28 protein-coding genes and 1 pseudogene are annotated in these 21655 nt (G+C 31.2%); 23 read left to right on the top strand and 6 right to left on the bottom strand.

The features are described 5' to 3' along the window. The 3 genes from ctaF to B7R65_RS16445 all read left to right on the top strand — a co-directional run bounded on the left by ctaF (position 1) and on the right by B7R65_RS16445 (position 1965). A complete protein-coding gene (gene ctaF / locus B7R65_RS16455; protein WP_088043928.1) occupies positions 1 to 336 on the top strand; it encodes a cytochrome c oxidase subunit IVB in 336 nt (111 codons plus the stop codon). A 256-nt stretch (positions 337 to 592) separates the two neighbouring features. Continuing rightward, on the top strand, positions 593 to 1492 hold the full coding sequence (gene ctaG, locus B7R65_RS16450; RefSeq protein WP_088043927.1) for a cytochrome c oxidase assembly factor CtaG: 900 nt from the start codon (positions 593 to 595) through the stop codon (positions 1490 to 1492). An 11-nt stretch (positions 1493 to 1503) separates the two neighbouring features. Further along, entirely contained in the window at positions 1504 to 1965 is a 462-nt protein-coding gene (locus B7R65_RS16445) for a DUF420 domain-containing protein (RefSeq protein WP_088043926.1), read from the top strand. A gap of 81 nt (positions 1966 to 2046) precedes the next feature. On the opposite strand, the gene B7R65_RS16440 is transcribed toward B7R65_RS16445, so the two are convergent. Then, complete coding sequence (locus B7R65_RS16440; protein WP_088043925.1) at positions 2047 to 2418, bottom strand: YugN family protein; 372 nt, start codon at positions 2416 to 2418, stop codon at positions 2047 to 2049. 174 nt (positions 2419 to 2592) lie between these two features. On the opposite strand from B7R65_RS16440, the gene B7R65_RS16435 reads away from it, so the two are divergent. The 5 genes and pseudogenes from B7R65_RS16435 to B7R65_RS16415 all read left to right on the top strand — a co-directional run bounded on the left by B7R65_RS16435 (position 2593) and on the right by B7R65_RS16415 (position 5625). Continuing rightward, positions 2593 to 3636, top strand: a complete 1044-nt coding sequence (locus B7R65_RS16435) for a CAP domain-containing protein (protein WP_088043924.1) — start codon at positions 2593 to 2595, stop codon at positions 3634 to 3636. Positions 3637 to 3751: 115 nt separating this feature from the next. Continuing rightward, the gene (locus tag B7R65_RS16430; RefSeq protein WP_179194904.1) at positions 3752 to 4159 is read left to right on the top strand and encodes a YlbD family protein; all 408 of its coding nucleotides are present in this window, start codon (positions 3752 to 3754) and stop codon (positions 4157 to 4159) included. Positions 4160 to 4163: 4 nt separating this feature from the next. Continuing rightward, positions 4164 to 4397, top strand: a pseudogene (locus tag B7R65_RS16425) (YlbE-like family protein); the annotation flags it as partial. A 137-nt stretch (positions 4398 to 4534) separates the two neighbouring features. After that, entirely contained in the window at positions 4535 to 5104 is a 570-nt protein-coding gene (locus B7R65_RS16420) for a histidine phosphatase family protein (RefSeq protein ID WP_088043921.1), read from the top strand. A gap of 65 nt (positions 5105 to 5169) precedes the next feature. Continuing rightward, positions 5170 to 5625: a YlbF/YmcA family competence regulator gene (locus B7R65_RS16415; RefSeq protein ID WP_088043920.1), complete on the top strand. Its 456-nt coding sequence runs from the start codon at positions 5170 to 5172 to the stop codon at positions 5623 to 5625. 67 nt (positions 5626 to 5692) lie between these two features. Here the strand turns inward: B7R65_RS16415 and B7R65_RS16410 are convergent, their stop codons facing one another. Then, positions 5693 to 6010 (bottom strand): hypothetical protein, encoded by a 318-nt coding sequence (locus tag B7R65_RS16410; RefSeq protein ID WP_088043919.1) that lies wholly within the window; start codon positions 6008 to 6010, stop codon positions 5693 to 5695. 100 nt (positions 6011 to 6110) lie between these two features. Between B7R65_RS16410 and B7R65_RS16405 the strand changes: the two genes are divergently transcribed. Then, positions 6111 to 6383, top strand: coding sequence for a YlbG family protein (locus B7R65_RS16405; RefSeq protein ID WP_088043918.1), 273 nt, complete (start codon positions 6111 to 6113; stop codon positions 6381 to 6383). A gap of 334 nt (positions 6384 to 6717) precedes the next feature. On the opposite strand, the gene B7R65_RS16400 is transcribed toward B7R65_RS16405, so the two are convergent. Beyond that, entirely contained in the window at positions 6718 to 7107 is a 390-nt protein-coding gene (locus tag B7R65_RS16400) for a DUF7147 family protein (RefSeq protein ID WP_088043917.1), read from the bottom strand. 365 nt (positions 7108 to 7472) lie between these two features. Here B7R65_RS16400 and rsmD point away from each other — a divergent pair, with 365 nt between their 5' ends. Together rsmD and coaD are read left to right on the top strand one after the other, a co-directional pair. After that, the gene (gene rsmD, locus B7R65_RS16390) at positions 7473 to 8030 is read left to right on the top strand and encodes a 16S rRNA (guanine(966)-N(2))-methyltransferase RsmD (RefSeq protein WP_088043916.1); all 558 of its coding nucleotides are present in this window, start codon (positions 7473 to 7475) and stop codon (positions 8028 to 8030) included. Positions 8031 to 8047: 17 nt separating this feature from the next. Next, positions 8048 to 8539 (top strand): pantetheine-phosphate adenylyltransferase, encoded by a 492-nt coding sequence (gene coaD, locus B7R65_RS16385; protein WP_088043915.1) that lies wholly within the window; start codon positions 8048 to 8050, stop codon positions 8537 to 8539. On the opposite strand, the gene ylbJ is transcribed toward coaD, so the two are convergent. Beyond that, positions 8536 to 9711, bottom strand: a complete 1176-nt coding sequence (ylbJ, locus tag B7R65_RS16380) for a sporulation integral membrane protein YlbJ (RefSeq protein WP_373419591.1) — start codon at positions 9709 to 9711, stop codon at positions 8536 to 8538. The two genes, coaD and ylbJ, sit on opposite strands and share 4 nt — an antisense overlap. A gap of 220 nt (positions 9712 to 9931) precedes the next feature. Here ylbJ and B7R65_RS16375 point away from each other — a divergent pair, with 220 nt between their 5' ends. Further along, positions 9932 to 10753, top strand: coding sequence for a patatin-like phospholipase family protein (locus B7R65_RS16375; RefSeq protein ID WP_088043913.1), 822 nt, complete (start codon positions 9932 to 9934; stop codon positions 10751 to 10753). Next, the gene (locus B7R65_RS16370; RefSeq protein WP_088043912.1) at positions 10728 to 11744 is read left to right on the top strand and encodes a SepM family pheromone-processing serine protease; all 1017 of its coding nucleotides are present in this window, start codon (positions 10728 to 10730) and stop codon (positions 11742 to 11744) included. The genes B7R65_RS16375 and B7R65_RS16370 overlap by 26 nt, the downstream gene beginning before the upstream one ends. Positions 11745 to 11800: 56 nt before the next feature. Here B7R65_RS16370 and B7R65_RS16365 read toward each other — a convergent pair whose 3' ends face one another. Beyond that, positions 11801 to 13036 (bottom strand): nucleotidyltransferase, encoded by a 1236-nt coding sequence (locus B7R65_RS16365; RefSeq protein WP_088043911.1) that lies wholly within the window; start codon positions 13034 to 13036, stop codon positions 11801 to 11803. A gap of 530 nt (positions 13037 to 13566) precedes the next feature. Here B7R65_RS16365 and B7R65_RS16360 point away from each other — a divergent pair. From B7R65_RS16360 to B7R65_RS16345, 4 genes are all read left to right on the top strand, one after another. After that, complete coding sequence (locus tag B7R65_RS16360; RefSeq protein WP_088043910.1) at positions 13567 to 14082, top strand: YceD family protein; 516 nt, start codon at positions 13567 to 13569, stop codon at positions 14080 to 14082. 55 nt (positions 14083 to 14137) lie between these two features. Then, positions 14138 to 14311 (top strand): 50S ribosomal protein L32, encoded by a 174-nt coding sequence (gene rpmF, locus B7R65_RS16355; RefSeq protein WP_025672195.1) that lies wholly within the window; start codon positions 14138 to 14140, stop codon positions 14309 to 14311. A 396-nt stretch (positions 14312 to 14707) separates the two neighbouring features. Further along, positions 14708 to 15475: an enoyl-CoA hydratase/isomerase family protein gene (locus B7R65_RS16350; protein WP_179194903.1), complete on the top strand. Its 768-nt coding sequence runs from the start codon at positions 14708 to 14710 to the stop codon at positions 15473 to 15475. Between the two features lie 76 nt (positions 15476 to 15551). After that, positions 15552 to 16154 (top strand): Myb-like DNA-binding domain-containing protein, encoded by a 603-nt coding sequence (locus B7R65_RS16345; RefSeq protein WP_088043908.1) that lies wholly within the window; start codon positions 15552 to 15554, stop codon positions 16152 to 16154. Between the two features lie 46 nt (positions 16155 to 16200). Here the strand turns inward: B7R65_RS16345 and B7R65_RS16340 are convergent, their stop codons facing one another. Next, on the bottom strand, positions 16201 to 16605 hold the full coding sequence (locus B7R65_RS16340; RefSeq protein WP_256941362.1) for a GNAT family N-acetyltransferase: 405 nt from the start codon (positions 16603 to 16605) through the stop codon (positions 16201 to 16203). 151 nt (positions 16606 to 16756) lie between these two features. Here B7R65_RS16340 and B7R65_RS16335 point away from each other — a divergent pair, with 151 nt between their 5' ends. The 6 genes from B7R65_RS16335 (at position 16757) to ftsL (ending at position 21647) form a co-directional block, all read left to right on the top strand. Further along, positions 16757 to 17644: a 2-dehydropantoate 2-reductase gene (locus B7R65_RS16335; RefSeq protein WP_179194902.1), complete on the top strand. Its 888-nt coding sequence runs from the start codon at positions 16757 to 16759 to the stop codon at positions 17642 to 17644. 6 nt (positions 17645 to 17650) lie between these two features. Then, positions 17651 to 18043 carry a DUF3397 family protein gene (locus tag B7R65_RS16330; RefSeq protein ID WP_088043906.1) on the top strand — a complete coding sequence of 131 codons (393 nt, stop codon included), beginning with the start codon at positions 17651 to 17653 and terminating at the stop codon, positions 18041 to 18043. 26 nt (positions 18044 to 18069) lie between these two features. Continuing rightward, a complete protein-coding gene (bshC, locus tag B7R65_RS16325) occupies positions 18070 to 19698 on the top strand; it encodes a bacillithiol biosynthesis cysteine-adding enzyme BshC (RefSeq protein ID WP_088043905.1) in 1629 nt (542 codons plus the stop codon). Between the two features lie 125 nt (positions 19699 to 19823). Then, positions 19824 to 20255: a division/cell wall cluster transcriptional repressor MraZ gene (gene mraZ / locus B7R65_RS16320; RefSeq protein WP_088043904.1), complete on the top strand. Its 432-nt coding sequence runs from the start codon at positions 19824 to 19826 to the stop codon at positions 20253 to 20255. An 81-nt stretch (positions 20256 to 20336) separates the two neighbouring features. After that, positions 20337 to 21269, top strand: coding sequence for a 16S rRNA (cytosine(1402)-N(4))-methyltransferase RsmH (gene rsmH, locus B7R65_RS16315; RefSeq protein WP_088043903.1), 933 nt, complete (start codon positions 20337 to 20339; stop codon positions 21267 to 21269). A 12-nt stretch (positions 21270 to 21281) separates the two neighbouring features. After that, entirely contained in the window at positions 21282 to 21647 is a 366-nt protein-coding gene (gene ftsL, locus B7R65_RS16310) for a cell division protein FtsL (RefSeq protein WP_088043902.1), read from the top strand. Positions 21648 to 21655: the final 8 nt, after the last annotated feature.

Below are 21655 nucleotides of genomic sequence, written 5' to 3'. Positions count from 1 at the left end.
ATGGGTACAAATACACACTCTCATCACAATCAAGTTGAATTAAAGTACCATAGACGTAAACACAAGGAAGAGATGAAGCAACAATTAATTTCATTTTTATTAATGATTATTTTAACACTTGCATCATTTGCAGCTGTGATTTACCGAGATAAATTTAGTCCGTATTTTACGGTACCGTTTATTTTGTTACTAGCTGTAGTTCAATTGATTTTCCAACTTTACTATTTCATGCATATGAAAAATAAAGGACATAGCACACAGGCATTCTTTTTATACTCAGGAGTTACTGTTGCTGCAATTACACTTTTAACATTCTTAACACTTATCTGGTTATAATATAAAAAGGAAGTGAATTTATTCACTTCCTTTTTTATATGAGTATTGATTGTAAGACAGATGAGACTTTTCCTTATTTCTTTTTAATTTGTACTATCGGTCATTACTGTTATATAATTTAGTAGTATAATAGTTTGGATTATTTCTTTATTTATTATATGATTGAATTAATGCTTATTTGAATGTTACACTTTTAGTTTTAAAAGCATTAGTTGAAAATATGAGTGACTACAAGAGAGATAAAGGGTGTGCATTAATGGTTAGTTTTGGGATGTTTGGGTTTAAAGCACTTTGGAGTCCATACTTATTCGTATTTTTAGTTTTAGTAAACCTTTTTTATTTTTATGTAATTAATAAATTTAAATCAAACCAAAATGTTACAGTAACTAAACAGAAAGTTTATTTTATTTTAGGTATCGCAATAATATATATTGCACAAGGAAGTCCAATTGATTTAATAGGACATATCATATTTAGTGCTCATATGACTGAAATGGCGTTATTATATTTAGTAGCACCTATCTTTATAATCAATGGGATTCCAAATTGGCTTTGGAGAAGTATACTTAAACCGAAATTCATTAATTTGTTTTTTACTTTTTTCACTAAGCCTCTTATTGCATTAATTATTTTTAATGGTGTATTTTCCATTTACCATTATCCGCTAGTATTTGATACAGTAAAAACGAATGGTACGTATCATTTCTTATTTACAAATGTACTATTTATCATGGCGATTTTTATGTGGTTCCCAGTAATTAATCATTTGTCAGAAAGACAAACTTTATCGGATATTCAAAAAATAGGTTATATGTTTGGAAATGGTATTCTATTAACTCCTGCTTGTGCACTTATTATTTTTGCAGGTCATTCTTTTTATGCTACTTATACAGATCCTGTTTTATGGGGTAAAGCAATGGAATTATGTGTGTCACCTGATTTGTTAAAATCATTAAATATTTCAGGCCCAGAAGTACTAAATATTATGACTGCAAGGGAAGATCAACAAGTAGGCGGAGTAATAATGAAAATTGTCCAGGAAATAGTTTATGGTTGGGTTATAGGTTATAACTTTTTCAAATGGGCCAAAAGAGAACAAAATGGAAATAAAATTGATCCAATCAGTAATAATCCATTGTTACTTAAAAAATCGTAGGGGTGGAAATTTTGAATTTACCAATATTACCAACAATCAGTACAAGCTTCATTGTAATTAGTGCTATTTTAGTTGCAATAGGTTGGGTACTAATTGCAAAAAGAAAAGTAGAGGCTCACAAAAAGGTTATGTTTTTTGGTGGAGTTTTTGCACTAGCATTTTTCATTGTTTATGCAACAAGAACAATATTTATCGGAAATACATCATTTGGTGGACCAGAAAGTATTAAGTTGTACTATCATTTATTTTTATTCTTCCATATTTTCTTAGCGACAACTGGTGGTGTATTTGGCTTAGTTTCGATATTTTCAGGTTATAAAAACAAACTAAAATTACATAGAAAGATTGGTCCGATTACAAGTATCATTTGGTTTTTTACAGCGATTACAGGTGTATTTGTTTATTGTCTCTTATATGTAATTTATGAAGGTGGAGAAACGACATCTGTTATTAAAGCAGTGTTAGGTTTCTAATTTGCAAAGTAAATAAAATGATATGAAAAAAAGAGTGAGTAATAGAAGATTGTACTTCTATTACTCACTCTTTTTAATAAATTATAGAATAATGAACTTACTTACAAGTGCAATTTGTTCTTCAGCTTTCTTTAATAGTTCAGCACTTTTATCAACGATTGTTTGAGGGAAGCTTTCACCTTCGCCATATTCTACTCCGTGTGGATAGTAGTACTTACCTAAAACTGGTGTAAGTAATTGGATTTTACCTTGTGATGATTCAACGTGACCTTCAACAGCATAGCCTTGAACACGTAAATAGTAGATTTCGTTACGAAGTTCGAATTTATAATCGTAAGTTACTCTTTCGTAATCCCATTGACCAGCAAGAACAAAACCTAATTCTTCCATGATTTCATTTAATAAATTTACATTAACTACATGGTTCTCTAAATTTGTATTTTCAAATTTCATGTTATTACCCCCTAAATTACTTAGAAAAAATCCCTACTAATATAATATTATCAATGACAATAATTAGCAATGAAAAGCTGATAAATGTATTTTAACTAATTTATATATTTTTTTGAATAATTTGGCTACAATGAATATATAACGAATTTATTCACCTGGAAGGGAAGAGAAATATTGGAAAAGCTTTTAAAACTTTTCTTTTTTACAATAAGCTTTATTACTGTGTTTATGTTCAGTCCACTCTTTAAAGATTGGATTGCAAATATGTCGGCTGTGAAACATCTTCAAAGAGTAAATCAAGTGAATTTGCCGATGATTGAACATGCAGATACATATAGTGCGAAAAACTCAGTGTCACAATATATCGGGAAAAGTGAGAAGCAAATTTTGCAAGTTTTTGGAAAGCCGACAAGAAAAGTTCCTTCTCAATATGATTATGACTGGTTAGTTTACGATAAAGATCCTTCAAAATATATCCAATTTGGTGTCCTAAATGGTAAAGTGGAAACGCTATTTGTTGCTGGGAATAAAATTGACGTTTCTCCATTTATGATTGGAAGTCACTATGAAGAATCAATGGATAATGTTAGTTTACATGAACAAGTTGCATTTTCTATCTTAAATAATCAATATACGTTTAAATTATCGACAACAGATTTACATGAACGACCACTTGTAACGATTAATAATAGTTTTGCTCAACTTTATTTTGACCGTTTTACAGGTAGTTTATTAGGAGTTCGTTTTATCTCTCCAGAAACTCTAATAAAGCAAAGACCATATGAATTAGTCTATAGTGGCAAATTACTAAGCGCGAAGAATTTAGATGAATCTAAGCAACTAACAGTTGATAAAGAAGAAGAAAGAGAAATTTTTAATTTAACAAATGTTTATCGAAGTAGAATGAATTTATCTACTTTAAAATGGAATAGTGAAGCAGCAAAAGTCGCCTTAGGACATAGTAAAGATATGGTTGAAAATAAGTATTTTGACCATAATTCAAAAAAATATGGAAGTTTAGCTGATCGGTTAAATGACGCTGAAGTATCTTATCGTTTAGCAGGTGAAAATATTTCAGCAAACTATGTAGATGGTATTGCATCTGTCTATGGATGGATTAATAGTAAAGGCCATCGGGTAAATATGTACAAAAAGGATTATACTTCACTTGGTGTAGGTGCCTTTAACAAGTATTACACACAAAATTTTATAAAATAAATTAAAATCAAGCCATAACAAAAGTTATGTGCTTGTTTTTTTTATTTCCATACATGCACCAAAATATTCTCAATACATATTTTTGTAGTAAATGCTTTTAATTGGAGTGAGATGTATGAGAAATGAAAATAACCGTCCATCAATCGAACAATTTAGGCAATTTGTCAAAGATCACCCAAAATTACGAGAAGCAGTAAAGAATGGGAAGAAAACATGGCAACAATATTTCGAAGAATGGTATTTATACGGTGAAGAAAGTGATGTGTGGGATGAGTTTAGAACGGGAAGTGGTACCACTAGTTCTAAAAAAGCCGAGAATAAACAAAATGAAGAAGGCTATGTTGGTAAAATGATGTCATTTGTAAAGAATCTAGATCCTGATCAAATTCAAGATCATTTATCAAATGTGAATTCTACATTAAATAATATTCAACAATTAATTTCACAATTTAAATCTCCAGCTACATCTAGTCAACGCGAACAAAAAGAGACGTCACAACCATTTAACTTTAGACAGGATTAAGTTTATGAGAAAAGACGTATTAGACTTTATTCAGAGCGAAGAAGATTATTTAAAATTTATAAGACAACAGCCGAAGTGGTATCGTAAACTTACTCGATACCCAGAAAAATTAGATGAATTCAGACTGGCTTCTCTTGAATTTTTTGGCAAAACCATTCCTCAACGGGTAGATAAATTGCAAAATCAAGTTCAAATGGCGTCATTTATGATCGATATGTTTCAAGTTTTAAAGGAACAACAAGGTCAAAGTAGTGATGAGACGAATACTGAAACAAAAGATGAGTCAAATAAAAATGAAACTGAGTAATAGAGTTCAATCTGTCATATCTTTTTGCTACAATAGTAATAGCAAAGTTTCGAAAGGAGCAAAAAGTTATGACAGAAATTTGTTTAGTCAGACATGGACAAACTGATTGGAACTTTAATAATATAATTCAAGGTCGAGAAGATATTCCTTTAAATGATTTAGGTAAAAGGCAAGCTAAAGATAGTGCGCATTTTTTAAGTGCTGAAAAATGGGATGCAATCATATCGAGTCCTTTAGTAAGAGCAAAGGAAACGGCAAAGGCAATTGCCGAATTTTCTAAAATAGATACGATAATAGAAGATGAAGGTTTCATTGAAAGGGAATTTGGAGAGGCAAGTGGAAAGCCAATATCTGATGTTCGTGAACGTATTTATAATGATGATATAATAGGAATGGAAACGAGCAATCAATTGATGGAGCGAGCATTCCATGCTTTAGAAGAAATAGCTCTAAATCATGATGGGAAAAGAATTATAATAGTGGCACATTCACACACAATTAAAGCGATCCTTCACCGAATTGCTCCTAATAAAGTAAATTTTCGTACAAGCTTAAATAACGCATGTGCTAATTATATAGAATTGATTGATGGGAAATGGAAAATAAATGCATTTAATATTTCGGACCATATAAAATAACTAGGACTAGTTCTTTTATTTTACGAATTATTTATGGTATAGTTTATTCTTGGAGGTGTGAGGAAATGTATGCAACAATTGAAACCTTGCAACTTATGTCAGTATCAGAAGAAATAGCTTCTATGATCGTACAATCTGATGTTGCAGATCAGTATAGAGCTTCATATATCGCTTTAAATAATGACAAGACCGCACAAGATATCATAAACCGCTTTGCGAAAACGAAAGATTTATACGAAGATGTACAACGCTTTGGAAAGTATCATCCGGATTATAAAGAAATTCGTAAAAATATGAGTGAAGTGAAGAGAGAATTGCAATTAAATAATACAATTGCAGCGTTTAAACAAGCGGAAGATGCAATTCAGTTGCTATTGGATGAAACTAGTTACTTAATTGCTCAAGCTGTTTCACCTTCAGTGAAAGTTCCTGCCGGTAATCCATTTTTTGTTAATTCAGGCGGAGGATGTAGTACTGGTGGTTGTGGAACCGGCGGTAAGTGTGGATGTAAAACAAAGTAATATAAGTTAGATTAAGTATGGCTCATTTATTAATTATTAATAGTGAGCCTTCTTTTAAATCGATACATTATTTTCGAAATCGTGTACAATCTACACATTCATTCCCACAACAAAACATTTTTTTATTTGGAACATAAAATCGATGTCTAAAAATTAATTGCTCCTGATCAATACGGACGAATTCTATACGATAGTTAAGAGTAAATGTTTGAGTAAATTGTTTAGAACAAGTAGTAATTATGTTTTTGACAGTTTCCTCATTCATTTGTTGTTTTGGAAGAACGTATAAAAAGTTCACACCACAAATTAATTTATTTGTACATAGGATTAGTTTTTCATTTGTAGTTAAACAAATTAAAAAATTTTCCCATATTTCATCTAACATATTTAACACCTCTTTCAATGAACTAATTAGTAAAGTTTCATTGCAAAAGAAAATTGGGATATGATATGCTATTTTTATCGGATTTTTAAAGGAGAAGGCTATGTTCGTGCAAAGACAAGGTATTATTATTTATTTACAGTCATTAAAGCAAGCAAAAATGTTACGAAAATTTGGAAATATCCATTTTGTTTCTAAACGTTTGAAATATGTTGTCCTGTACTGTAACATGGACGATATTGATCGAACAATAGAAAGATTGAAAAAATTTCATTTTGTTAAAAGAATTGATTTATCTTATAAACCTTTTATTAAAACAGAATTTGAAAATGCAAAGCCTGATCTTGCGAAGGAATATGATTATCAAGTAGATTAAAAACGATTGAATGGTACATCTTAATTTAGGAAAGTAGATACTTTTCTAAATTAAAAAACCGTTCAATCGTTTTTCGTTTAAATGTGTCATTTTTATTTTCTTTTTATAGGATTTCGTAAACTTTGTTGCAAGTCAAACATGGAGAATTGTAGCTGTCCAATCCTGGGAGTTAGATTACCCTGGGGCAGGAGATGAGAGTCCTCGGCTCGCCTGCAAATGTCTCTTCCACCTACAGTTCTTATTATCTACTTTATTTAAAGTTTTTTATAAAACCTTTTATGAACGATAACTTTTAGAAAAGTTACTTCTTTTTTAATTTGCAATTTTCGTCTATTTATTTCATAGGTGGAATTAAGTGGTTAAGTCTTAAAATACCTATAATATATTGGTGGAAAAGTTCTTTTTCATGAAAGGAACTAGAGTGCCTAATTTGTAATGTAACCATTTCTTTATTTACATTTGTAGCAAGTTCTTCAAAAAGTTCTTCTCTTTTAGTTACTGAATTTTCTTTTAAAGTTATTCCCTCTCTACAATAATATATTGGTTGGAATTCACCTAAAGAAGTTGGATTTAAAATTACCCCAAAAGAACAGAATTTTGAACCATTAAGTTCACAAGTTAATTTAAGTAAAAATTTAACTCTATCTTTTTGAGCTTTTGTCGTCTCAATTAGTTCATAAAGGTCAGAGTAACCTTCCCCAATTTCAATCAAGCGTTGTATCATGATGTATCCCCCTTAAAACATTCAAGTTTTTATATTCATAATTTATATGTATCCACGATTATGCTTCATTTATTTTACAGGATAAAGAAATAAAAAAAAACCCCGCATTTGCAGGGCCCCTCTTATTAAAGTGAATTCACTTAAAAGAAGGCAAAGGGAGAGGAGAAACCGGAGGAAGAACTTATGGGGAAACGTAAGTCTTCTCCGCGGTTGGCAACAACATCAACTGAGATGTTGTTAAAAATAGTTATAACCAATGAGAATGATTTTATACATGAGAAGAGGAATATGGAAAGAAATGTTTTGGTTTGTCGTTTTTTGTGATAGGATATGTTCAGAATTGATTTTAATAGAAGGTGTTAATGATGAGAGTCGTATCAGGAAAATGTAAAGGCTTAAGTTTAAAAGCTGTACCAGGGATGAGTACAAGACCAACAACTGATAAAGTGAAAGAAGCAATGTTTAATATAATTGGTCCATATTTTGAAGGTGGAACGGTACTTGATTTATTTGGTGGTAGCGGTGGACTTTCAATTGAAGCATTAAGTAGAGGGATGGAAAAAGCGATTATTGTTGATCGTGAAATGAAGGCAATTAAGACGATTAAAGATAATTTAGAAACGTGTAATCTAACTTCAAATGCAGAGGTTTATCGTAACGATGCAGAGAGAGCCGTTAAAGCAATCATAAAAAGAGAAATTCAATTTGACTTAATCATATTAGATCCTCCGTATAAAAAGCAGCAAATAGTGACTTTAATGGAGATTTTCGATGAAAAAAATCTACTAGATAGTAATGGTACAATCCTTGTCGAGCATGCGACAGATATCGAATTACCAGAAGTTATTGGGAATTTTGAACGAAAAAAAGCAGAAAAATATGGAATTTGTGCCGTTTCCGTGTATCATAAACGTATGGAGTAATTTTTAGGGGGTACGAAATGAGACGTGTTGCAGTGTGTCCTGGGAGCTTTGACCCAATTACTTTAGGACATTTAGATATTATTAAACGTGGAGCAAGAGTTTTCGATGAGGTAATTGTAGTCGTTTTAAATAATTCTGCAAAAAATTCATTGTTTTCGTTAGAAGAAAGAACGACGTTAATATCTGAAGCTACAAAATCAATAACAAATGTTCGAGTAGATTCATTTAGTGGGTTGTTAATGGATTATGCAAAAGAAATTAATGCTTCAGCCATTTTAAGAGGATTGAGAGCAGTTTCAGACTTTGAATATGAAATGCAGATTACTGCGATGAATAAAAAATTAGTAGATGAAATTGATACATTTTTTGTAATGACAAATAATCAATATTCTTTCCTAAGTTCTTCAATTGTAAAAGAAGTTGCTAAATACGGTGGGAATGTGAAAGATTTAGTGCCTGAATGTGTAAATACTGCATTAGAATATAAATTTAGGAAACCTCAAGTTTAGGATTTAAACTGAGGTTTCTTTTTTTGGATATACATTCGATAAAGCAAGATGATTACATAAATATAAATCGAAATGAGTGTGAAAAGAGGACCATTTGAGATAATAACATCAGAAGTAAAATGTTTTTCGGCGAAATGCTTAATTACTGTAATTGCTTCATTATTTGAAGTGCTTGTAATTCGATCAAGATAAAATGGTTTCCACAATATAACTGCTAGTATAGGTGCAATCATTGATTGTAAAAAACGTCCAATAATATATGGCTTCATACTCATTTTCACTTCAGATATAATACTCGCCACTTGAGCATGAATTGAAAAACCTCCAAATCCTAATATAAAACTAGTTAAAGCTACTTGTTGCATTAACGTACTATTTGAAATTTCACTTACTAATTTAGAGCCTAATGTAATTTCGAATAACCCTGAAACGAATGGATTTGATAATTCATGATTAATATTAAGTTGTGAAAACAATAATGAAATGATTTTTCCAACTTGAGCAATAAAACCTATTTCAATTAAAAGCATATTTAGAACAGAAAAGACAATTATGAATCCGCCGATCATTAACAAAGTTTGAACTGATGAAGCAATTGCATCACCTAATATTTTTCCAATTGGTCGCTTTTCATGTAGACGCTTCTCATGCAATACTTGAAAAGCGTATTTAAAGCGATTAGAATGGATTCTTTCTCTCCTAGAGTAGTTTGGTCTGTTTTTGCCGTAAAACCTCATAATGAGCCCAACAAGCGCGTTAGACAAATAATGACTAAGAGCTAACACTAATCCAATATTAACATTGTGGAAAAAACCGACGGAAATTGCGACAAAAATAAATAATGGATTTGAAGAATTTGTAAATGAATTTAATCGTTCAGCTTCTAATTTAGTTAACTCGCCATCTTTATAAAGTTTTGCAGAAAGTTTGGCCCCAGAAGGAAACCCAGAAGCCATCCCCATCGCCCACACAAAAGCTCCTACACCAGGTACTTTAAATAATGGTCTCATAACTGGTTCTAAAAAAATACCAATAAATTGTACAACCCCAAAGCATATCAAAAGTTCGCTTAATATAAAGAATGGTAATAAGGATGGAAAAACGATTCCCCACCACATTTCTAACCCTCTTGTAGAACCTCTAAACGCAACATCAGGATGTAATATAATCATCGCTGTTAATAAAACGAGTAAGACAAAAATGACTAATGTTGTAAGATACTTTATTTTCACATCTATAAACCTCCAACAAATAATTGGAATTAATCTTTGAATATGACAATTGTCGTAAGAAGTGTGATTCGTAAATATGATAGTCATATAAGGGTTAATTAAAATACTTGTACCATTTAATATACGTTAGTTGATTTCAGTTTTAGACCAATGAGTTTAAATGGAGGGGAAATACTTGGAACCGAAAATTGGTTTAGCTTTAGGTTCAGGTGGGGCAAGAGGTTTTTCTCATATCGGTGTAATTTCTGTGTTAAAAAAGCATAATATACCTATACACTTTATTGCAGGAAGTAGTATTGGATCACTAATCGCTGTTTTGTATGGGGCAGGTTCGAATATTGATAGATTGTATAACATAGCTAAAGTGTTTAAATCAAAGTTTTATCTTGATTACGTAGTCCCTAAAATGGGATTGATTTCTGGGAAACGAGTAAAAGAATTAATAAAAGTGCTATCATTTGGTAAAAAAATTGAAGAACTAGATATTCCAATTGCAATCATAGCAACTGATTTGTTAACTGGAGAAAAAATCGTATTTCTAGAAGGTGATATTCCAACTGCAGTTAGAGGAAGTATTTCAATTCCAGGAATATTTGTCCCTGAGCCGTGGGAAGGTAGATTACTTGTAGATGGCGGGGTAATCGATCGAATTCCTGTTTCAGTAGTAAAAGAAATGGGAGCGGACTTTATTATTGGAGTAGACGTTTCACCAATTAAAGTGAGTGGGGAAGTTTCAACGATTTACGATGTCATTATGCAAAGTATTGAAATTATGCAGCATGAACTTGTTAGAAATAGAGAAATTGCTTCAAATATTATGATTAGACCGAAGCTAGAACAGTTTAATTCGAGAAATTTTACTGACTTAGAGAAAATTATTCAAATTGGTGAAGAAGCAACGGAAGAAATTATTCCAGAGATTCTTGATCAGATAGAAGAATGGAAGGAGAAGAATAGTGGAAAAAAGGATAAGAATACTTAATGTTCTTTTAGTATTCGGGATAATATTGGTTCTATTAGTTTTTATTCCACTACCTTATTATGTAACAAAGCCTGGGTTAGCAGAGCCATTGAGACCATATGTAAAGGTGGAAGGTGCAAATAAAGATAAAGGCGAATTTATGATGACTACTGTTTCGATGAGTAAAGCGAATATTTATTCTTACATTGGTACGTTGGTTAACTCAGATCATCATCTATATAAAACGGATGAAATAATGGTTAAAGGCGAAAGTAATGAAGATTACCAGTTTCGTCAACTGCGCTATATGGAAGAGTCAAAACAAGCTGCTATAATAAATGCCTACAAACAAGCAGGAAAACATTATCAGGTGACTAAAAATGGAATTATTATTGTATCGATAATTAAAGGTATGCCAGCCTTTGATGCACTAAAATTGGGAGATGTTATTACGAAAATTAACAAAAGGGAAGTAGATTCTGCAAAAGAGTTTACAACTATTCTTTCTTCCGCAAAAGCAGGAACACGATTTAATCTTCAAATCAATCGAAATGGAAAAACAAAAAATGTTTCTATTAAAACAAAACCGTTTCAAAATGAACCAAATCGTGCAGGTTTAGGCGTTTCAATTGTTGAAAATATTAAATTAAGTACGAATCCTAAAGTTAAGATCAATTCAGAGGAAATAGGAGGGCCATCTGCAGGCCTAATGTTTGCTTTAGAGATTTATGATCAACTAGAAAAAGAAAGCTTAGCAAAAGGGCATGAGATTGCTGGTACTGGAACAATCGATAATAAAGGAATGGTAGGTCCAATCGGCGGGATTTCACAAAAAATAGTTGCTGCTTCTAAATCTGGCGCAGAAATTTTCTTTGCACCTTATGAAAACGGTAAGAAAGATTCCAACTATAACGAGGCTGTAAAAAGTGCGAGAGCACATCATCTAAAAATAAAAGTTATTCCAATTAACAGCTATCATCAAGCTATAGCTTACTTGGAAAAATTAAAATAATAAAAAAACTGTCTATGTAATCATGTTAAAGTGATTAATCATAAACAGTTTTTTATTTAACCTCGAATAAATTCATTCTCATCCTCATTAAAAATGATTGGGTAAAGAGCATACTCTGAATTAATTAGCTGTTGCTGTGATTTAAGTGGTAAAACAGATGCATAAGCATGAGTTGCTTTTAAATCAGTTCTTAAGTGATTTATATTGTCTTGATTAATCGTTGTGTAGATTGGTATATCAATCGACTTTTTATTGATATTTAAATAAGCTTTACCTTTTTTGGACATGCCGAGTAAACGTATATATGGAACGCGATCTTTTTCCAAAATTGATAACATTTCATTTTTTGTTGTATTCGTTAATATATGTGTCAATAATCTTTGAATACGTGTCCATGTATATCTTTTTGTTTTAATTAATGTCATTAAATCTTCAAAGTTCGAACATTTTAAAATGGAATAAAATATTCTTCTTTCTAAACCTTCTACTGCTTCATATATCTTCTCAAGCTCATGAAAGTTACTTGTAGTTAATTTGTATTTCAAAAAGGGTAAATACTCGTTCCAGGAGTGCAATATTTCAAATTCATTGATATATTCTTCAATAGTTGTTTTTGTGAAGGAAGGAACGAAATCTGATATTGAATTGTTTTCTTCCTTAAGTAATTTTCGAATGGCAGTCGCACTTGCAATACTTTGATGAGTTGCTTCTTCATCATGATAGTTTGCTGCAATTCGTTTAATAGTAGTTCCTTCCATTTTACTATTAAAATGTTCGATTGCCTCTAAATAATGGATGCCCAATATGTTATTTGGTAATGAAACATCTAAATTAGAAGTTTCGATATTTCGTTGTAAAGCTATACTATATGCTGAAGGATAACTCATTCCTTCTGAAAGAAATGAGCGAATACTCGCATTAATAGAGGAGGTATGCTGTTTCTTGTTTTTTATTAGTTCGAAAAAGGTTTCAATCTTTCCTTCTTCACTCCCAAAACAAACTGCATCACAGTTTAAAGAGTCTAAAATCGAAATAGCACCCTTTGCAAAAAGTGTTGCGTGCTGGGTGGAGTAACTATATGGGAGCTCGATCACGAGATCAGCGCCTGCTTGTAATGCTAATTTTGCTCTAATATGTTTCGGAACAACTGCGGGTTCGCCTCTTTGTAGAAATTGACCACTCATTACTGCAATAACAACATCTGCTTTTGTTTTTTCTTTCGATTGAGTTAAATGAAAAACATGTCCATTGTGAAGTGGGTTATATTCAACGACAACACCAACTGATCTCATGGAAAACACCTCCAACATTTGCTAAAAACTGGTTTTTATACTTTAAGAATAACAGTTTCTAGAAATAAATCGCAACATATGGTGAATTGTATTGTAATTTTTTGCAGAAAATAATATATTAAATGAGTTACATAAAAAACGTGAGCTGTAAATTAGCTAAAAAACTTAACTTTTTAAGTCTTAAATTTTATACGAAGTATTTGAAATCAATCGTTATTTGTTCATAAAATTGAAGATTTTTTTATGGCTCTTTTCTAAATGAAAAACGTTTTTAATAGTTTTTTTAATCAAACGTTTAATAAAAGAAGTTTGATTGGAGCGGAAGGTACGAGACTCTCGCGAAAGAGAGAATAACATATAGTGGAGTACAAGAAATAAGCTGTTAAATAAGAGTTCTCTTCTCCAAAAAATATCTTATGCTTGTCACTGCTTTATCCAATGCATTTCGCTTTTTATACTGTAAAGAAAAAATATTGACAAATGGTTATAAGGAATATATAATTTTCATTGTTGCCTTGAGGTGGTTATTTATGAAATGGTCAGTGCACCAGTTGCAGAAATTAAGACATAAAGGTTTAAATTTAGATGAGACAATTGATGTAAGTCAAATAAAGGAACGAAATTCCGAGATACGTGAGGTTTCTCCAATTCGAGTTACTGGACGAGTTGATTTTGGAACGAACCGATATACGTTTCATTTAACAATAACTGGATATTTAATTTTACCTTGTGTAAGAACATTAGTTGATGTAAAATATCCTTTGTCGATTACCACAACAGAAACGTTTTTTACAACATCTGAATGGAAAAGTGAAGATGAGAATTTTCACATCCTAGAGGGTGATGTGTTAGACTTAACACCTGTGATTGAGGAATGTATTTTAGCTGAAATTCCTTTGCAAGTTTTTGCTGAGGATACTGAAGGTCAAGAAACAGCACCGACATCTGGAAAAGATTGGGAAGTTAAGGAACACGTCGAAGTAGAGCAAAAAATTGACCCTCGACTTGCTGGATTAGCAAAATTTTTTGACAAAAAAGATAATTGAGAAGTTCCGGATTACCGGCTTCATAACTAAAACTCACTTTAAGGAGGTGGGATCAATGGCAGTACCTGCAAGAAGAACGTCCAAAACTGTAAAAAGAAAGCGTCGTACGCATTTTAAATTAGCGGTACCTGGAATGGTTGAATGCCCAAACTGTAGTGAATTAACATTAGCACACCGCGTATGTAAATCATGCGGACACTACAAAGGAAAACAAGTACTTAGCAAATAAGCTAATTATTTAAAGCACATAGGAGACTATGTGCTTTTTCCTTTTCTTTTTTTATTTTAAATTATCTAATTTTTCAAACATTTTACACGGAAACTACTTATTATTATAAAAACCTATAGTATAATTAAAATACTGGTTATTACTAAATGATATTTTTTAGGCAAATATTTAACGAAGTTTGACATTCAGTTGAATGGAACATGCCAGACTCCTGTGGGAGTTGCGAGCGCTGAGACCCCATAGGCGCGAATGCGCCGAGGAGGCTCAGCGCTCGCCCCACGGAATCGGGCAACCTGGAACGGAAATCAACTAAGATCATACTTAAAGCAAAAATATTTTTTGCAAACACCCTAAAAATAAGAATTAGATAATTGAAATATAGAGAGAGGGATGGCAATGTCTGAAGTAATTACATATCAACGAGATGAAATAGATTATATTTTTTTAAATAGACCTAAAAACGGAAATTGCATTGATGAAAATATGGCGCTTCGATTATCTGAGATTATTCAAGATATTCACCTTAAATCAAAAAGTAAGCTTGTGATTTTAACGGGTGAAGGGATGAATTATTTCTGTACTGGCGGGGATTTGAAAACAATTTATAAATTTAAAGATGATATTAATGGATTAGAAACTTTTAATTTGAAAATGTGTGATTTAATTTACCAAATTGCAATGTTACCTCAACTTACAATTTGTTATATAAATGGATATGCACTTGGTGGTGGGTGTGAGCTTGCGAGTGCGTTTGATTTTAGATATGCAAGTCATCATGCGAAAATTGGATTTATACAAGGACAAATGGGGATTCCAACATCTTGGGGTGGAGGAACTTTATTGCAAGAGAAAATGAATGATCAAGATTGGTTAACTTTATTATCATCCTCAAATATATATACCGCATTTCAAGCTAAGAAGATTGGCTTTGTTCAAGAACTATCTAAAGACTTAAATTCATTGCATAATGAAAGTTTTATAAGTCTGGCTAAAAGTATTCCAACCCAGATTCACCTCCAAAACAAGAAAATATTAATTCGTAAATGGCTCCAAGGGAATTTAAAAAATAGAATGGAAGAAGAGGTTATTTCGGCCATTCCGTTATGGTTTTCTAATGAACATTTAAAAAATATTGAACAATTTATAAAAAAATTGGAAAAGTAATCTTCTACCTTCATTTTTTTGTGCATATGAATTAGTAAAATCTGCTTAATGCATAAGAAATTGGAGGGGATTGCAAATGGTTGCAAATCGCCAGGATGCATGGACCAAAGAGGAGGATAACTACTTAGCCGAAGTAGTTTTAAAATCGATAAATGATGGGTCAACTCAATTAATGGCATTTAAAATAGTTGCTCAAGCTTTATCAAGAACAGCTGCAGCGTGTGGTTATCGATGGAATTCGTATGTTCGAAAGTTTTATAAAGAAGAAATAGAAAATGCCAAAAATAGTAGTAAAAAGCAAACTATATCAAAAAATGAGTCAGATGAAATTGAAACATTACCAGAGACTGTTGCCGAACAATCAAGAGAAGAGGTTAGTTTAAGTTCTAAAAATAGCACAGAATTAACTTTTGAGCATGTATATGAGTTTCTAGAAAATGTGAGACAAAAAGTTGATTCACATTATTCGCTAAAAGAAATTCAATCACTTGAAAACAAATTAATAAAAAATAGACAAGAAATCGATCAATTAAAAGCAGAAAAGCAACAATTACTTGAGAAAGTGATTGAGTTAGAGAATGAATACGAAAACCTTTTTGAGTTTATTGACCAAAAAAGAAAATTTGTAAATGTTTCGAACTCAAAAAACGAAAAAAAAGTTAAGGTGAAAAAAGAGTAAAAAACACAACACCTCCAAATTGGGGGTGTTGTGTTTTTGTTTGATATTAAGGTCTCCAAACAACAAATTCTGAACTAGAATCGGTAAAATCTAATTTTTTCCAAAATTCGTTTGAATTTGCTCTTGGGATTGTTCTAATTGGTTTGTTGAATGATTTAGCAAAATTGACAAGTTCTTTACCATATCCATTTTTTTGATAATATGGCAATACTTCCATTTTGTTAATCTCAATTACTTCTTCGTTGTTTTCTTTATGAGTATACAAGCTCATTCGAGCAATAAGGGCTTTGCCTAAATATATACCATAGAAAGGTGATTGGAACTCATTGTCAATTAAGTTTGATTCAAGATCTTCCAACATAGAAAGTTCCTGTAAACCATAACCTGAAAATTGCTGAAATTGTTCAAGTGTTTTAAAATTTATTTGTAAGCGTTCGATCTTGTTGCTCAAAAAAAGCTCCCCCTTAAATAGAATGTAAATTTTTAATATTTCAAATATAATTATAGCGTACAATTAAATTTAAAAAAAGATGATTCAATTTAAATATTATTTTTGGTAACTATAACGTATGATTAAATCAATAAATTGAATGGAGCAAAATATGAATATAGGTATAATTGGCGGTGGTGCTATTGGACTTTTAATCGCATCATACTTTTATCAAAACAATCAGAAAGTAACTTTATATACAAGAACAAAAGAACAAGCAAATTTAATTAATCAATCAGGAATTATTTTATCAGTAAATGATTTTGATACTGAAATAAAGATAGAAGCTAGTCTCCTTTCTAATAAGATTGATCAATTCGATCTATTATTTGTATGTGTGAAACAATATAGTTTAGAAACAATTTTACCTGTAATAAATAATTATAAAGGTAGTCATATTATATTCTTGCAAAATGGTATGTCGCATATAGAAATTGTAAAAAAATTATCAGTTGAAAATTGCTTTATTGGAATTGTAGAACATGGGGCACTTAAAAAGTCTGGTAATGAAATTAGTCATACTGGCAAAGGAATAATTAAGATAGGCCAAGTTAAAGGTAAACCTAAAGCGTTGGACCAATTACTAACATTACATACAAACGATTTTCCTATCCTACTTGAAAATAATTGGTTTTATATATTGAGTCAGAAATGTTTAATTAATTGTACAATTAACCCTTTAACCGCTATATTTAATATAAGAAATGGTGAATTAATAGCTAATGACTATTTTTATCAAATTAGCAAAATATTATTTAGTGAAGTTTCAAATGTATTAGATTTACATAAGGAAAAAGAATGGCATAAATTTGAAGAAATATGCGAAAAGACATCCAGTAATTACTCATCTATGAATCGTGATTTATTCCATGGCAGGCAAACTGAAATCGACAGTATGCTTGGGTATGTTCAAAACATCGCCATTCAAAAAAAAATAAATGTACCAACGATTGATCTTGTGTACAATATGATTAAAGGACTAGAGAAGAAGAAGGGGTAATTCTTTTTGGAAAAATTTTTCATTTTCTTCATTTCATTATTAATTGAATTTCCAATCGTTTCGACAATTTTCATATATATGTTTTTAAAATTGTTTTTTAAAAATAACAAGCGTAAACTTTTGCTTTTTACGTTGGATTTCTCTACAATTCTATATATTAGTTCGTTCTATTTTATATTAAATATGTTTTTTCCAACGGCAACCGGTTGGATCTTAATAAACTTATTATTAATCATCTTATTCATTAGTATTATTCTTCAATGGAAAGCAAAGCGAGATATCCGATTCTTTAAGTTACTTAAAGGTTTTTGGAGAATATCATTTATATCATTTTTTATTCTTCATTTTATAACCTTAATTGCTGGGTTAGCTCTTAAAATATCTGAATACAATGCTTAATTGAAGTACGAGAGAGGAAGTTCGTAATGCAAATTAGTAAAGTCCATTTAGCGAGTCAGAATAAAATGCTGAATGATTTTGTAAATGGAAATGAGTCAATTTCTTCTTTCTTTGGTGCAAATCCATTAAATAAAGAAGAAATGGAAATTAGAATTAAACATGTAATGGATCGTCAATATAACCGTAGTGACTTAGTAGCTGCGTTAGAGCATTTTCATAAAAAACATCAAGCTAGCGATGAATCAAATGAAAATGTTAGAAAACTACTAAAAGAAGACACATTCGTAGTAATTGGTGGACAACAAGCAGGTTTGTTAACGGGACCATTATATTCGATACATAAAATTATTTCGATCATTCAATTAGCTAAAAAATATGAACAAGATTTTAATGTGTCTGTTGTCCCAGTGTTTTGGATAGCTGGAGAAGATCATGATATTGATGAAATAAATCACATACATACGATCGAAAATCATAAAATTAAAAAACAAACATTTTATCAGAAAACAACATATTCTCATGCTGCATCTAAAACGGTATTAGATAAACAAGAAATGAAAAAATGGATTGAAAAAATTATCAAAACATATGATGAAACGAGTTTTACGAATGACTTAGTTTTTGAGCTAAATAAAATAGTAGAAGACTCTTCAACTTATGTTGATTTCTTCGCAAAAGTTATTTTTAAATTGTTCAAAAAAGAAGGATTAGTTTTAATAGATGCTGATGACTTGAAGGTTCGTAAAATTGAAGCATCACTATTTACTGAGATGATTTGTAAGCAAGACATTGTGAGAAGTGTATTAAAGGATTCAAAAAGTAGATTAGTTAAAGCTGGTTACGGAGAAACACTTCAAATTTCAGAACAGAGTATCCATCTCTTTTATCATAGTAACGAAGGCAGGCAACTATTAGAGGTCTCTGAAACCGATGGGATATTCCAGACTAAAAATAAAAGCTATAGTTTTACGGAAGCAGAATTAAGTAAAATTGCAAAGGAATCACCATATTTATTGAGTAATAATGTTGTTACACGTCCTATCATGCAAGAATACTTATTTCCAACTTTAGCTTTTGTAGGTGGACCTGGTGAAGTTGCATATTGGGCAGAGTTAAAAGATATTTTTAATGTGTTTAATTTAGAGATGCCGCCTGTCTTTTTAAGACATATGTTTACATTATTTGAGCGAAATATTGTTTCAGCCTTAGAAGATTTCTCTCTTAATACAGATGAAGTACTTGAAGGATCAATTGAAGAAAAGAAAAGTAAGTGGTTAAACGACCAAGTAAAAATGAATTACAAAGAAGATTTTTTAAATGCTAAAAAATTATTAGAAGAGTTACACATACCACTTCAAGAAGTTACTAAAAATGTAACACCTAATTTAATTGATTTCTCTAAAAAGAACTTTTTGAAATTAGAAGATCAATTATTGCTCTTAGAAAGAAAAATCGACGAATCAATTTTAAAACAACACGAGGAACTACTTGCGAAGTGGGACAGAATTATTTGTTCGATTACTCCTAATGGTAAGCCACAAGAGAGGATCCTTAATATAATGTATTATATTAATAAATATGGATTTGATTTTGTACACGAATTATGTGGATTGGAATTATCATGGGATTACTCTCATCAAATTGTAAAACTTTAAATTAGATAATACTAAATCCTGCTAGTTAATTAGCAGGATTTTTTGTTTTTTTAAAGAATTTTTTATAAAAGGTGGTAAGAAGTGGGGGAATGTGGTAAGTTTGTGTTAGAAAGTGGGGGAATAGGATGTTTATCGGTGAATATCAACATAATATCGATGTAAAGGGACGTCTGATTATTCCTTCCAAATTTCGGGACAAGCTTGGTGAAAACTTTATCGTTACAAGAGGTTTGGATCAATGTTTATTTGGTTATTCATTGGACGAATGGCGTGTAATTGAAGATAAATTGCGAACACTACCACTAACGAAAAAAGATGCCAGGGCATTTACACGATTTTTCTTTTCAGGTGCAATGGAATGTGAGATGGATAAGATGGGGAGAATTAATATAACACCTAATCTCCGTCAATATGCCAAATTGGAGAAAGAATGTGTTGTGGTTGGTGTGACAAATCGAATTGAGATTTGGGATCAATCAACTTGGAATACATACATGAATGAGTCTGAAGAGTCGTTTGGAGACTTAGCAGAAAACTTAATTGGATTTGATTTATAAATTAAACTATATTTTTGACTTGGAAGAATTTATCAATCTAATTTGGTAAATTTTTTTCCGATATTATAAGAGGTGAGCAACATGTTTGAGCATATTACAGTTTTATTAAAAGAAACTGTTGATTCCTTAAATATTAATGAAAATGGTACGTATGTAGATTGTACACTTGGTGGTGGAGGTCATAGTGAGTATTTACTATCACAATTATCTCCAAATGGAAAATTAATTGCGTTTGATCAAGATGAAACAGCGATCAGACATGCGAAAGAACGATTGATGCAGTATGAGAATCAATTAACGATCGTAAAAAGTAATTTTAAAAATATTAAAGAAGAACTTCATAAATTAGGAATCCAGGAAGTAGATGGGATCTTATTTGATTTAGGAGTTTCTTCACCTCAACTAGATGTGGCAGAACGGGGTTTCAGTTTTCATCAAGATGCACCACTTGATATGAGAATGAATCAAGAACAGTCTTTATCAGCTTTTGAAGTGGTGAATGATTGGCCATATGAAAAACTTGTAAAAATATTTTTCCGTTATGGAGAAGAAAAATTCTCCAAACAAGTAGCACGAAAAATCGAGGAAGTAAGAGCAAAGAAACCGATTGAGACAACAGGTGAATTAGTTGAGATTATTAAAGATGCCATACCAGCTGCAGCAAGACGAACAGGTGGTCATCCAGCAAAGAGAGTTTTCCAAGCAATACGTATAGCTGTTAACGATGAACTAGGTGTATTTGAAGAGGCACTAAAAGATGCACTTACACTTATAAAATCTTCGGGTAGAATTAGTGTGATTACATTCCATTCTTTAGAAGATCGCATTTGTAAAACGATTTTTAAAGAAGCAAGCTCGCTTCCACCACTTCCACCTGGATTACCAATCATTCCAGATGAATTTAAACCGAAGTTTAAATTGATAACAAGAAAACCTCTTTTACCTACTGAAAATGAACTGGAAGCAAATAAAAGAGCTAGATCTGCGAAATTAAGAGTCGCTGAAAAATTATAAGGAGGGAATCCAATGAGTAATTTGGCTAGAAAATTAAATCAAAAACAGATTACTGATTTGCAACCAAGACCTTCTATCAAGAAAAAAGAAAAGAAACAATCTAAAATTACTACTTTTGAAAAAATTCTTTATGTGTCATTTATTTTTGTATGCTTCTTTATTGGGACTAAAATAATTCGTACACAAGCTGCAATTTTTGATACAAATATAAAAATTGAAAATGTGAAGAATGATGTTGCTAAACAGAAACAACATAACTCAGAACTTAAAATGAAAGTTGATGAATTAAGCACATATGACCGAATTTGGAAAAAAGCAAAAGAGCTTGGTCTAAAGATCGATAGTAATAATGTGAAATTTACAGACACTAGCAACTAGGAGATCAT

This window comes from Bacillus sp. EAC, from assembly GCF_002156875.1.
GTDB lineage: Bacteria > Bacillota > Bacilli > Bacillales > Bacillaceae_G > Gottfriedia.
This window is presented reverse-complemented; position numbering and strand designations above follow the sequence as displayed.